11 protein-coding genes and 2 pseudogenes are annotated in these 13,686 nt (G+C 46.8%); 2 read left to right on the top strand and 11 right to left on the bottom strand.

Annotated elements, in window-relative coordinates:
• Positions 1–169: pseudogene (locus E1757_RS34100) on the top strand (IS5/IS1182 family transposase); the annotation flags it as partial.
• 402 nt (positions 170–571) lie between these two features.
• On the opposite strand, the gene E1757_RS34095 reads toward E1757_RS34100, so the two are convergent.
• The 7 genes from E1757_RS34095 to E1757_RS34060 form a co-directional block, all read right to left on the bottom strand.
• Positions 572–1,009, bottom strand: coding sequence for a bleomycin resistance protein (locus tag E1757_RS34095; protein ID WP_133236699.1), 438 nt, complete (start codon positions 1,007–1,009; stop codon positions 572–574).
• 154 nt (positions 1,010–1,163) lie between these two features.
• Entirely contained in the window at positions 1,164–2,162 is a 999-nt protein-coding gene (locus E1757_RS34090) for a phosphotransferase enzyme family protein (protein WP_133236697.1), read from the bottom strand.
• A gap of 454 nt (positions 2,163–2,616) precedes the next feature.
• Positions 2,617–3,150 (bottom strand): DUF3995 domain-containing protein, encoded by a 534-nt coding sequence (locus E1757_RS34085; protein ID WP_133236695.1) that lies wholly within the window; start codon positions 3,148–3,150, stop codon positions 2,617–2,619.
• 853 nt (positions 3,151–4,003) lie between these two features.
• A complete protein-coding gene (locus E1757_RS34075; protein WP_133236693.1) occupies positions 4,004–4,684 on the bottom strand; it encodes an RCC1 domain-containing protein in 681 nt (226 codons plus the stop codon).
• A 368-nt stretch (positions 4,685–5,052) separates the two neighbouring features.
• Entirely contained in the window at positions 5,053–6,084 is a 1,032-nt protein-coding gene (locus E1757_RS34070) for a Cfr family 23S rRNA (adenine(2503)-C(8))-methyltransferase (protein WP_133236691.1), read from the bottom strand.
• Positions 6,085–6,332: 248 nt separating this feature from the next.
• Positions 6,333–7,817, bottom strand: coding sequence for an Lsa family ABC-F type ribosomal protection protein (locus E1757_RS34065; protein ID WP_133236689.1), 1,485 nt, complete (start codon positions 7,815–7,817; stop codon positions 6,333–6,335).
• 340 nt (positions 7,818–8,157) lie between these two features.
• Positions 8,158–8,589, bottom strand: coding sequence for an FAD-dependent oxidoreductase (locus E1757_RS34060; protein ID WP_425464884.1), 432 nt, complete (start codon positions 8,587–8,589; stop codon positions 8,158–8,160).
• Between E1757_RS34060 and E1757_RS34055 the strand changes: the two are divergent.
• Positions 8,589–8,909 (top strand): annotated as a pseudogene (locus E1757_RS34055) (helix-turn-helix domain-containing protein); the annotation flags it as partial. The gene E1757_RS34060 and the pseudogene E1757_RS34055 sit on opposite strands and share 1 nt — an antisense overlap.
• A 103-nt stretch (positions 8,910–9,012) precedes the next feature.
• Here the strand turns inward: E1757_RS34055 and E1757_RS34050 are convergent.
• The 4 genes from E1757_RS34050 to E1757_RS34035 are packed head-to-tail and all read right to left on the bottom strand — an operon-like array spanning position 9,013 to position 13,555.
• Positions 9,013–10,398: an FAD-dependent oxidoreductase gene (locus E1757_RS34050; protein ID WP_133236685.1), complete on the bottom strand. Its 1,386-nt coding sequence runs from the start codon at positions 10,396–10,398 to the stop codon at positions 9,013–9,015.
• Positions 10,399–10,412: 14 nt separating this feature from the next.
• Positions 10,413–11,780, bottom strand: a complete 1,368-nt coding sequence (locus E1757_RS34045) for an extracellular solute-binding protein (RefSeq protein ID WP_133236683.1) — start codon at positions 11,778–11,780, stop codon at positions 10,413–10,415.
• A 39-nt stretch (positions 11,781–11,819) separates the two neighbouring features.
• Positions 11,820–12,653 (bottom strand): carbohydrate ABC transporter permease, encoded by an 834-nt coding sequence (locus tag E1757_RS34040; RefSeq protein ID WP_133236681.1) that lies wholly within the window; start codon positions 12,651–12,653, stop codon positions 11,820–11,822.
• A 17-nt stretch (positions 12,654–12,670) separates the two neighbouring features.
• Positions 12,671–13,555 carry a carbohydrate ABC transporter permease gene (locus tag E1757_RS34035; RefSeq protein ID WP_133236679.1) on the bottom strand — a complete coding sequence of 295 codons (885 nt, stop codon included), beginning with the start codon at positions 13,553–13,555 and terminating at the stop codon, positions 12,671–12,673.
• Positions 13,556–13,686: the final 131 nt, after the last annotated feature.

Below are 13,686 nucleotides of genomic sequence, written 5' to 3'. Positions count from 1 at the left end.
CAAAGCAAAAGCCAAGGAACGCTACAAAATAGAAGCCAAAAACAGTGAACTCAAACACGGACACGGGTACGATGTAGCCACATCCTCGGGTTTGCTTGGTATGCAATTGCAAGGAGCCATGGCCATATTTGCAGTGAATCTCAAGCGAATATTGAAATTAACGGATTGAAATTTAGGGTTGATATCCCCGAATAGGATCAAAAAAAAGAAGACATCTCCCCAAAAAAATTGGGTAGATGTCTTCTTTGATTATGAATTTGCCGCCGAAGAAGAAAAACAGTAAGTTCTTCAGTGGCCTCGATGAATGGGATCACATTTTACTATAATTCTCCCTCTCATCTTTACAAGGTTGAAAATAGCCTTGCTGGATTTGCACCGTGCATATATAATGCCGGTTGCCGCGGTTTCATTGGGCCACCCGACATGTATCGATAAGAAATGTGATGATACCTTCCCCCTGCCCGGGTGTCCAATATAAAATGTGTACAGTTCTCATTGCGGGAAAGGCCTCAAAAAGCTGTTCTTGATTTTATTATTCAACTATCGTCTCCAGTTAGCGCAATGCAACTTTCTACCATGTCCTGTTAGCGTGATCTTCATTTTCCATGTGTAGACCCAAATCCTGAAAGAAACGGAGTAGGTAACCATCTGGATCACTAACAACGAATTGTCTGTTGCCAGTTTGCTGGCGTCCTTGACGGTACCAGCGCTCCTCCATAGGAAGGAAGAGTGGAACGCCTGCCGCTATCACATTGGCGTACAGGGTATCAATATCCTGCACCTCGATCTGCAGATTTAGGCCGCGACCGAAGGGATAACTGGGTATTCCGTGTACCAAACGAATACCAGCATGTGTAAGCATGAGTTCGGCACCGTCCAGGTCCAAGTAAGCAAATTGTTCCTCCGGCCGGTCATAACGAACGCGAAATCCTAATATTGCAATATAGAAATGCAAGCTTTCTTTAAAATTTGCACAGGCCAACTCAGGTACGATACGCGGTCCAGTCATAAAGTGTCTCTCCTTTAATCCCATAGATCAAATAAATTGGATATTGCGTAGTTCGTGAAGATGAGGCTGCCGATCCATGCCGACAGCCGCGTCTTAGTTGTATATTGAGCTATCGTATCCCGTTAGTGAAGTAATTTATTTCCAAATTATCCAATCAAAATTTTATATTTATGTAATCATTATTAGTTTCAAGATTATTTATATAAAACTTTAACGCTTCCTTATCCCACTGTTTCCAGTCTTCGTAGTTACAAAAATCATAACTTCGGTATATTGTTGAAATTACCACAACTTGACGAAGATCAATAAACAAGGGAATGCTCTTTAACCAGTTTGAATCAATAGAATTTGTTTTATGATAACCCTCCATAAAGTTATTAAAGAACCGTAATGCAATATTTTTACGTTTCTCACCATCTACAACCCAGGGTATAGGTGTCTCATAGAATAAAGGCATTGCGATATCACTTACAAACCAGCTGTATTCACATCGATCGAAATCAATTAATCTCACTTTTCCGTTTTCATTTAGATAGTTCCCTGGATATATATCTCCATGAATTAGACCATATGAATCATTTGACTTTCTTAACTCCTCAATGGATAAAATAATACTATCAAATCTCTCATGTACTTTGTGTAAGCTATCAGGAACAAATTGCTTGAACTGCCTCAGAGAATTGTTTTCATTCCACTCAGGTCTTTTTATCTGAATTGGCTTGTATTTTTTTGAAAGAGTATGAACTCTTCCAACTATTTCACCAAGACATTGATAAAATTCACTTTTCTCTTCAGCAATCTTCGCTCTAAGACCATTACTAAATTCAAATAAAGAAACTGTAAAATAAGATTCATCAAGATCAATAATCTCCGTATAATTTCCGTTAGGGAATCGTAGAGAATCTGCCACTGAAACACCAGACTCAGCAAGATATTTAATAAAATCTATTTCTGATTCAATTAATGCCCTCTGACGATGAGAATTATGTGTAACTTTTATTATTGTTTCTTTGTTTTCGTAATGCCCACGAAAAACAAAGCTTTGAAATCCTCTCTTCAAGAGCACCAGACTGTCTACTTCTACCCCAATAATCTTTGCTATTGATTCTAATATTTTATTATTATCAAACATGTCTTTAATGAATTTTCCCATGTTCTCTCCTTAAGGTAATATTATTTTTTATATCCAATTATATCCACACAACGCGTCATAGAACAGGTCATTTTTTATTATAATAATGTAACTTTAAAAAGCTTTGTATTCAAAGGAGTCTAGACTCCTGCCCGTTCGTATATGAGGTCGATAATGTGCTAGACAGTCAATCTGAATAACCTGTCTGCCGCCACACAAACCTGCCCCGATAGCTTAATGAGGCCGCCCGCGGCGGCCTCATTAATGTGTTTTCAGTGCTATCGTCTTCGTTAGCGCAATAAGGTATCGGTTGTAAGTGCCCTTACTATCACCCAAGCGCTTAAGATCTGGCAAGGAACATAGGCACTTTATGCATCTTGCAGAACACTCGAAGGCATATCCTCAACATTTTAATGTAAATATACGCTGAACCTTCTCTCAAGAGGGCCTAGCGTTTTTGCTTATTCAGTTTCTATCATTTTCTATTGTGATAAAACCAAGCAGCCAAACCGTAGAGAATACCTCCAAGAAAAAAATACCCATCCATTGCCCGGCTTGACCATAGTGTGTACGTTGATATATGTTCATCTCCAAATATTTGCTCATAAGTCAAACCAGTGATCCCATTTGGCAGAAGGCCAGTTGACCGAAAAAAATCATCGACAAATCCTGCGCCTCCACGCAGAATCAATACCACGCATCCAATCCAACATGCAATAAATATAAATCGGCGAGGAATAAACCGCCCCCAAGATTGAACCGTTGCAAGGGGAACGATAGTGCCGGCAGCAAACATAATGATGACAATGTAAAAATAAATCCATTCTGAAAGACTCGTGGGAAGAGGAGGAATTGGATTAGATGCGTCACCAAGGCCAAAGCGCCCACCAAAAGCCCAATAAATATGAAATAAAATAAATACAGTAACCCAAACAAATGACACATAACCAGGCCAAGTTCTTTTTGACCGCACAGACGACATTTCAGCACTCCATTTTTTGTAAATCATTTACAAACAACTCCTCTCTAGAATTTTGTTTATGGAGATGTCAGTAAGTTGAAAAGCTTCTGTATCTCTCTATAGAGTACTTCTAGATCTTGGCCTTGGATGGGTGAAAAGAGATGTTGACTTCCCACATGGAGGCTGTAAAAAAGCCGGGCCATATCGCGAGAACGTTCACGATTATGACAGATTTGCCATAGGATCTCTTCGAGATATTCAAGTCGTTTTTCGTCAATGCGCTGCTGGTATGATGCAACAAATGGGTCCAGTAAGGCCCAAGCCCGTATGGCCACTTCTAGCTGGTATCTTCGTTCTAGTGATGTCTTCATGATAAGTTCAAACTTATCGAGGGGTGAAAGTTGCTGTTCTGCAATATTTATGGTCTTGAGCGTTCTCTCATTTTCAAATAAAGAGAGGAGGTTCTCTTTATAGCTCTGCCAGTTCTGAAAGTGATGGTAGAATGACCCTTTTGTCACTCCTTAACGGCTTGTGAGTGTATCAATAGTCAAGAATCCCGCACCTTGTTCACCCAGTAGTGAAAACCCTTCCTCCAACCATTTCATTTTCATTTTTGTCGTCATCCTATCGACTCCCTTAAAAATCCATTATCTCTACATCGATTACACCATACCATACCGTGTGGTATGGTATAAAGTAATGATCGCGACCAACTGGAAGCATTTCAACTATCCTGCCCGTAATAATAAAACTATTGAACTGGCTCTGTCGGGAATGAGATCAAGTTCTTGTCAAAATCGGGAATAGGATCAAGTCCTTGTCAAAACCCAATGACAAGAACTTGATTCCATAAAATAAGAAAACCGCGATTTACGCGGCAATTAATGAGATAATGTTCTTGTCACCCGACACAAGTATCATACGGCCGTTGGATGCCGCGCCAGCCGCTTACATTGCATTGGCCATATTCATTATCACCCACAGCAACCACCGTGCCGTCCGATTTAAGGCCGAGAGTATGAGCGCAACCAGCAGCAACCGCCACAATATCGCGCCAGCCACTTACATTGCATTGGTCATGCTTATTCCAACCCACAGCCGCCACCGTGCCGTCCGATTTAAGGCCGATGGTATGATTACTACCCGCCGCTATCGCCACAATACCGCGCCAGCCGCTTACATTGCATTGGCCTTCATTATTTCGACCGACAGCCACCACCGTGCCATCCGATTTAAGCCCGACGGTACGACGCCAACCCGCCGCTACCGCTACAATATCGCGCCAGTCGTTTACATCGCATTGGTCATGCTTATTCCATCCCACAGCCGCCACCGTGCCGACGGATGTAAGACCGATTGTATGAGCATTACCCGTGTTCGTCGCCATATGAACATTACCCGTCGCAACCGCTACAATATCGCGCCAGCCGCTTACATCACATTGGCCATATTTATTATCACCCACAGCCGTCACCGTTCCGTCCGATTTAAGACCAACGGTATGACGACGACCCGCCGCTATGGTATCTTTAGGCCAGCGTTTCACCTTTAACGCCGCTTCAATCGGTGAAGTGTAATCCATGTTTTACCTCCTTGAAAACAAGACCTATTAATGTTGCCATTGAACGTTTACAAGTCCAATCCTTAAATACCGATGTATATCTGTGAATCGAATATTTAAACGAGAGATAGTAGCTTGGGCTACATGTTTTTCCTTGGCCATATCAATGCCTACTACAAAAGAAGTGGTAATCCGTTCATCAATTCATTAATTTTGTCAGGAGATTGTTTAAACTTCATTATAGAGCGCCTCCGTGATGGTGTCGAGGCGCTCCTTTTGTACAAAGGCGATTTTTTAGCTTAAGCGACGCCAGCCTCCTCATTTTACCTCAACTTCCAGTTCAGGTGAATTCGGCTAAAGGCAAAGTTTTTGAAATCATGCTACGTCCACTATTCGGTTCGGTATAACTGACCGCATGCCGCATTAATGTCCGATCCGAATTGAGTTCGGACCGTAACGTTCACACCATTTATCTTCAACGTTCGAACGAACGTTTTGATACTTTCGGGGTCAGATGGCAAGTAGCTTTGAGGCGTCACTTCTGTCGAATTGTAGGGAATTAGGTTCACGTGGTAGAGACGTTCCCAAGCTCCCCTTCCCCTCAACAGAGCGGCAACCGCTTTCGCATGCTCAATCGAGTCGTTGAACCCTCGAAGAAGAATATACGCGATATACACCTTTCTTCCCGTATGCCGAATATGGCAATCCAATGCATTCAGCACGTCGCGGAGTGGAAACCGCTTATTGATCGGCATCAGTTCGCTCCGTTGATCGTCGAACGGCGAATGCAGCGAGAAGGTTAGATTGACCTGCGGAAACTCCCGCGTCAACCTATCGATTCCCGGCAACAGGCCGATGGTGGAAATCGTAATTCTTCGATGTCCTAAACCGAAGAGATGCGGGTTGGTCAAAATCGTCAGCGCATCGAAAAGGTACGGGTTGGCGAGCGCCTCCCCCATACCCATGAAGGACACGCTGTCCAAGGCGTGGCCGTTCAAGTGAAAGTGAAGCAATTGGTCGGTAATTTCGTCGGCGGTCAGATTTCGTTTCAAGCCGATGGTACCAGTCGCGCAAAAGCGGCACCCGAACCCGCAGCCGCATTGAGTGGAAATACAATACGATTTCCACCCCCGTTCATAGGTAAGTCGCACGGCCTCTACGCGTTCGCCACCCCCGATGGCAAACAGTACCTTGCTGACCTGCTGCGATGTGAGTTCCTTTACCGGAATAACGCTGGAGACGTGCGGACCAAGCGTCTGGGCCAACTCTTCTCGCAAAAATTTTGGCAGTATGGTGATCCGTTCGTATTCAGTAATTTTTTGTTTGAAAATAGCGTCCATAATTTGCCCATACCGGTACGCTGGCTGCTTGAAGTCGGACAAGATCTGCCCAATCGTTTCATATTTCGAGGTTGTTTTCATGTGTTCTCCTTACCGCCGGAGAAAAGCAAAAAAGCAACAGTCATCCATCGCATTAATGCGTCATTAACCAACTACGCAGGAAAAAACACGATGCGCTTGCGGACGTAATCGCTACGTGCATCTGTCGATAGATTGGTAAACCTCCGGCAACAGATTTATTTTTTTGTGAACCGGGTCAACCGGAAGGAACCGGTTCACATAATCATCTACAACCTCAATGATCATCGCTTTCATCCTCCTAGAGTGAGTTAAACTTTCAGTTCCACAATTTTTGTTGCGATATGTTTGCAAAACTCGCTGTCGTGCTCTACAAAAAGGATAGTTGGCGAATGCTCCAGCAGCAGCTCTTCGATTTGCATCCTGGAAATGACGTCGACAAAATTGAGCGGTTCGTCCCAAACATGCAAATGAGCGCGTTCACTGAGGCTTTTCGCGATCAGAACCTTCTTCTTCTGACCGCCGCTAAAAGAAGCGATATCCTTTTCGAATTGCAAGCGCGAAAAATCGAGTTTTCTCAAAATCGCTTTGAACAAGCTTTCGTCAATCCCGCTGGATCTGGCGAACTCCGACAAATTGCCCCGCAACTGCGAGGTGTCTTGTGAAACGTAGGAAATTTTCATCTGGCTCCCTTTTCGAAACACGCCGGAATAAGGTATCTCCTCACCGCAAATCAGTTTGAGCAAACTGGATTTGCCTGAGCCGTTCGGACCGGAGAGCACGATGCGGTCTCCTTGCTCGACAGTAAAGCTGATGTCGTGGCAAACGTTCTTCTCGCCATAATGAATCGAAACGCGGTCAAGCTCGACCAATTGGTGTTTATGATAAGTCATCTGCGATATTTTCAGGCTTTCCGTGTTATCGACGTTTTTCAGAAGCTGGGATCTTTCCTCGATCGCGGTTTGCTGTCTTTGCTCGATTGACTTGGATCGCTTCATCATTTTGGCGGCCTTGTGACCGATGTACCCTTTGTCGACCTTGGAGCCGGAGTTACGGGTGCCGTTTTTCGTTTTTTCTACTTCGTACGACCAGTTGCTCGTTCGCTTGGCCGCTTCGGACAGCCGCTTAATGTCCTTCCTCAGCTTATCGTTCTCGGCCAGTTCGAAATTGTCCTGTCGTTGTTTATTCTCCCACCAGTCTGAAAAATTTCCTTTCTGGATTTCGATATTGGTCTTATTGATCGAAATAATGTGGTCCACACAATTGTCGAGAAACGCCCGATCGTGTGACACCAAAATAAACCCGCTCTTGTCGTTCAGATAATCACTTACCAGCTTCCGAGCATGCAGATCCAGATGATTTGTCGGCTCGTCGATAAGCAAAAAGCTGTTTTCCTTCAAAAACAGGACCGCCAGCAGCACCTTCGTTTGTTCTCCGTTGGACAACGTGTCGAACGGTCGGTACAACACATCTTCTGACAATTTCAGCAGCGAAAACTCGCGCATGAGTTGCCAGTGCTCATAGTCCGTATAGATGTCGGCGACCACATCGAATGTATGTTTCTCCTTGTGTTCGACGTGGAACGGGAAATACTCGAAACTGACGTTAGTGGAAATCGTTCCGCTGTATTCATACCTGCCGAGTAGCAGATTGAGAAACGTAGTCTTGCCCCGGCCGTTCCTCCCCGTAAAGCCCAATTTCCAGTTGGTATCGATTTGTAAACTTACATGCTCAAAAATGTTGTCGTAACTGCCGTCATAGGCAAACGTCAGGTTAGTTACCTTGATCAATGACAATTCAGAAGCCTCCTTTGTTCTCAAATAAAAAAGAGCTGCAAGAAAGTTGACCTTTCTTGCAGCTCAAAAAAATAAGGCAAATCCAACCCTGCGCAGAGTCAGATCAGGATATATTTTTTGAGTGAAAAGAATAAGGTAACTTTCTTGCCAATAAAGAATAAAACAGAGCATACAGAACTTGTTTTATTCTTTAAACTTAAGCAAGAAATATTACATTATCCTCTTCAACTCCTATCGTCATTGTTAGCGTAATCTTAGCATACCCGCTATTTCATTGCAACTAACTCTTCGATTAAGATACCATTGATTTATACTCTAGACCTGTACATTCGGTTGTTCGTCAGTTCCTTTGCCCAGCTTGCTGCTGAGCGTGATCGGACCACCGGTCGCTGAACACCGCGCGCCGCAGCGGGGGCACCGCCCCGCAGAGCCTAAGGAAGCCCTTGCCCGTAATCCGGGCAATGCGGCCGGCCAAAGCCTGCTTTGTGTTGCGCATCGAATCCTTTACGGCAGCGAAGCCATACTCCAACATCTGTGCTTCATAATTGTGTATGGCCGGAATGAGGGATTGCTTCCCTTGCTTGACGTCTATCAGCATACGGCAGAGCAGGCTTGCGTCGCGCAGAGCGATATTGGCGCCAATGCCCCCCGCTGGGGTCATGCTGTGAATTGCGTCTCCAAGCAGAGTAACATTCGAACTCTCCCATGGTGTAATCGGAACGGAAGTTTTAAACTCGAATGCCTGGATCGTGTCGGCGCTCGTCGCTTGCAAAGGCAGCAAGTATGAGTTCATCCTCCTTGCACGCTCATTTCAAAGAAGTGACTGCGATGAGTCCCTTGCAATATCAAAAACAACTACGATTGCAGGAGGCACGCCGTTTATTGCTTTCAGATATTCCGGAAGCCGCGAATGCCGGATTCCAAGTAGGCTATGATAGTCCCTCACAGTTCAACCGAGAATATGCCCGCATGTTCGGTTTGCCCCCATTAAGTGATATCAAACGACTTCGTGAGTCTTTAACCTTGCAAGACCTCAGTAATGGGAAGCACCATCCGCCCAACGAGAAAAGGCGGCGACTGCAATCCGGTTGAGTACCGAATTGCAGTCGCTTCTGATAAAAATAAAGACCCCCTTTGCGGAGGTCTTTGATCTTACTAGCAAATATGAATGGCGGATATGGAAATTCGACAAATATTAAACGATTGCGTTTTGTGAACGAAGATGATCCTGCAGCTGGCGGACGTTGATTTGCCGAGTAAGCGAATTTTGTTCAGCCGCCATGGAAGCGGCGACTCCTGCCGCTTGGCCGATTGCCATGCAGTGCGACTGCACCCTTGTCGAAGCCAATGCCTCATGGGTAGCGGAGATACAGCGCCCGGCTACAAGCAGGTTGTCGAGCCGGGCCGGAAGCAAGCTGCGATAAGGAATATCGTAGGCATCGTCCAATTCGGTCCAAACGTTGGTTTGATCGTGCGGGCTATGAATATCGACAGGAAAGCAGCCTTTGGCGATGCTATCGGCAAATTTGGCGCCGTGCAGCACATCGTCCTGTGCCAGCACGTAATCGCCGATAATGCGACGCGTCTCCCTGACGCCAACCCTTGATGCGGCGCTCGATAAAGAAGCACGCTTGAACCCCGGCAAATATTTGCGGGCAAATGCGACAACCGACATGACCTGCTCCCTCAGCTCCACTTCCGCCCGAATCAGATGCTCGTTGTTCGTGCCGTCGATCCGGTTTACGCGCGTAGCGTTAAAGAGCACATCTCCGTCGCGGTAGTCGGAAAATATCGTAAGCCGCTCGCGGCCGACATTCAGCTCGCCCTTGTCCTTGGCTTCGGCGACCATCCGGTTAAAGCCGCTTAACGCAACCATCCGCTTGGCGAAATGTCCGGGCAGATTGCCGGGAAGTTCAGGGTAAGTGACCCATACGAGCTCTTCGCGATGGCTTAAGGTGTAGTCGATAAACGCGTCCAGATCGACATAGCTCATTTTAAATAAGGCCGATACCGGCTGGGCCAAGCCGTCCGTACTGCGTCCGAATTCATACTTGGCTCCCGCGGCAGCCGCAATATCGCCATCCCCTGTCGCATCCACGTAGATCATGGCGCGAATGAGCGATTTCTCCGACTTGCTGCGGATGCCGACCGATTCCACTTTTCCGTCCGCCGCGTTCACTTGATCCACATACGTGTTGAGCAGCAGCTTGACGCCGGCTTCCAGCACAAGCTTGTTCAGTACAAATTTTAATATTTCCGCGTCAAAAGGCGTAATATATCCGCCGGTGCCCTGTGTCGAGCCGGTTTTGTCATAAGGGCATTTGACCGTTCCGGTAGAGCCTTCGTACGTTACCAGTTCGTCGACAACATCTTGAAATATTCCTTTGATGACTTGCGTATCCTGAAAATAATTGGTCATCCATGGTCCAACCAGACTGCCCGTACCGGCGCCGCCCAGAAACGAACTGGGCTCGATCAGAACAGTGCGCGCCCCGCTTCTGGCGGCGGCAATCGCTGCCGCTACCCCGGCCGGACCGCCGCCGATGACGGCGACTTCGTAATCATATTCGCTTGCGCTCATCGCAATCTTCCTCCTTATTTGCTTTTAGCCAGAAGCTCGTCGGCCCGTTTTTTCATCGAGCTGACCGCCTCGGCCGTCGTTTTGTCACCGATTAAGGCGCGTTCGCCTTCTTCATCGACGATTTTTTGAATTTCCGCCAAGTTTTTGAACTGTGTATCGTTTACATACTGCACATCTGCAAAGACGACACGCTTAAACGACTCGACGTCAAACAGCTTTTCCGGATTTTCGCCGAGCACCAGGCTGGCTACCTTGTTTTTGTCGACCTTTTTCCAGGCAGGCACCCTGCCGCTGGAAATGAGCGGCTCGTTGCCCTCGGTCACATACCATTTCAAAAACTGCCAGGCCGCATCTTTTTTATCCGAATTGGCGTTAATCGTTACATAGTCCAGGTACCCTGAACCGCCGCCGATATGTTTGCTTGTCGGCGTCATTTTTGGAGTAGGCGCAAAAGCCGTTACGAAATCGTGAGGGAAATCCTTCGTATTTTTAATGCTGCGGATGCCCGCCGTTCCGTTCCACGCCATCGCCGTTTTGCCGGACAAAAACAGGCTTGTGCCCTGCAGCTTGGACGTTTTTGCTTCCGCATAGGGAGGCTGCACCTTCAAATTGCGTTCCATGTCGACCATCGTATCCAAATACGATTTAAATGCCGGGTTATCCAGATTGCTCGTTTTTTCATCCTTGTAAAAAGCGTTCGGGCCCAGCTCGGTTTTCACCGTTTTATCCATCCACTCGTAAATTTTCGGCTCCAAATTGCCGACAAACGAACCCCAACGCTTGCTGCTGCCATCGCCCTTCGTTAATTTCGCCGCATACTCCTTGTACTGGTCCCACGTCCATTCGGTAGGAATCGGCAGCTTGGCTTCGTCCAAATACGATTTATTGATCGAAACGAAATCGTTTAAAATGATGGCCGGAATATAATACGTTTTGTCGTTGAATTTCGTAATGGCGGTATCTCCGAAGTTGTCCTTCACGTCAAACTGATCCTTAACGATGTATCCGTCGAGCGGCTCAACCATATTGGCGCTGATTCGTTTCACCAGCTTGTCCATCCGGTAGTTGACGAACAAATCGACTTCGCCTCCGGCTAGCAGCGACGTTTCCAGCTTCGTATTGCCCGCCTCGTCATTGACGAACCGCACATATTCAACCTGAATGTCCGGATGCGCTTTATTCCAGTTGTCTACGGCTTGCTTCGGACCGCTTTCCTCCGGGACAGCTCCCCAGAATTTCAGCTTCACTGTTTTTTTCGAGGATGCGCCTCCTGCTTCCGGTTTGCCTCCGGCGTCAGGGTCCGAGAAGCCGCAGCCGGATAAGCTCATCGCGACCAAACCGGTTGAAACCGCCAAACCGACCCATCGTTTCTTGTTCAACATCGTTGTTTCCTCCCTTTTTTGTCTGTTTGTATATTTGGATTAGCCCTTAATGCCGCTGGAGGCGACACCTTGGATGAACCAGCGTTGACCGATCAAAAACAAGGCGATGACCGGCAAAATCGAACTGACCGCCGCGGCCATCATTTGCGGGTAATTGGTGCCGGAATCGTCCACAAAATTAGTCAAGCCCAGCGGCACCGTAAACAGCTTTTTGCTCGTTAAAAACACAAGCGGATTAACGAATTCGTTCCAGTTCCACGTAAAGCTTAATATGATTAACGAAACCATCGCCGGCTTGGATAACGGAATAAAAATCCGCGTCCAAATGTGAAAATGGTTGGCGCCTTCGATTTTGGCGGCTTCGGAAAAATCGCCGGGTATCGTCAAATACGTTTGCCTGAGCAGGAAGATGCCGATCGCCGTAAAAATGCCGGGTAAAATAAGCGCCCAGTGCGTATTATAAATGCCCAAATAATTAAACAGAATAAATCTCGGGATGAGCGTCACCTGATCGGGAACCATCATCGTGGCGAGAAAGATCAGGAAGACGAAATTTTTGCCTTTGAATTGAAAGCGTGCAAAACCGTACGCCGTCGCCGAGCTGATCACCACGACGCCGATTACGGAAAGCGCCGTCACTTTGATCGAATTCAAGTAATACAGCGCGAACGGATGAGAGCCAAACCAAATTTCCTTGTAGTTATTCCATTGCATGGAGGCCGGTATCCAGATCATCGGGTCGTGAAACACGTCAATTTGTTTCTTTACCGACGTGGATAGCATCCATAGAAACGGCAGCAGCATCGTAGCCGCAACCGCTGCAAGCAAAAGCGTCGTCAACAGCTTCACCCGGTTCGTTTTGAACCAGAGCATATAGGCCCACCTGCTTTCTAGTAATTAACCCACCGTTTTTGGCCGAGCCATTGTACGATCGTGACGAAGAAAATAATCAGCGTCAAAATCCATGCCATCGCCGAGGCGTAGCCCATCTTGTAAAAGCTGAAGCCGGCTTGATAGATGTAAAAGGTAAGCACCGAAGTCGAGGTGCCCGGGCCGCCCTGAGTCATCATAAAAATGGCGGCAAACACCTGAAACGAGTGAATGATGCACGTAATCAGGACGAAAAACGTCGTTGGCGACAACAGCGGCAGCGTGATACTGAAAAATTGCTTTACTCTCCCCGCGCCGTCTATGCTTGCCGCCTCGTACAAATCCTTCGGAATACTCTGAAGGCCTGCCAAGTAGATGACCATATTATAACCAATGGAAGCCCATACGCTCATAATGATAATACCCGTCAATGCCCAATGCGGATCCGACAGCCAGCCCGGCGGGTGCTCAATGCCAAAGCTGCGTATCGCCTGGTTGATCGGACCTTGGCTCGGAGAGTACAGCAGTGCCCAGACGAGCGAAATGGCGACGATGCTCGAAACGTATGGCATAAAAATGATCATCCGCAGCGGCGTTTTGAAAAATGCCCCATTATTCAGCCCTACTGCAGTTAGAAGCGCCAAAACCATGATCGACGGTACGGTCGTAACGGCGAAAATAAGATTGTTTTTCAGGCTGTCGGTAAACCAGCGATCCGACCACATCTCTTTATAATTGCTTAAGCCGTTAAACCGAATCCCCTTCAATCCTTCCATAAAGTTCCAGTCGCTAAAGCTGATGAGCAAGGAAAACAGGATCGGCACGACGGTCAATAACCCGAACCCGATCAGCGCCGGCATAATAAACAGCCATCCGGTAAACGCCTCCTTGCGGTAAGTGCTCATGTTCTATCCCCCTTCCTTTCATTCGTGATGTGCGTAGCTTTATCGTAAAACATCCCGCCCTCTCTTGAAACCAACGATCCGGGGCAGGTCGGACACAAAGCTTTGAAAATAAACCGGTTTCAATTGGCGCC

The organism is Paenibacillus piri (assembly GCF_004354045.1).
Lineage (GTDB): Bacteria > Bacillota > Bacilli > Paenibacillales > NBRC-103111 > Paenibacillus_S > Paenibacillus_S piri.
Note: the sequence above shows the minus strand (reverse complement) of the source record. Positions and strands in the feature narration are given on the sequence as shown.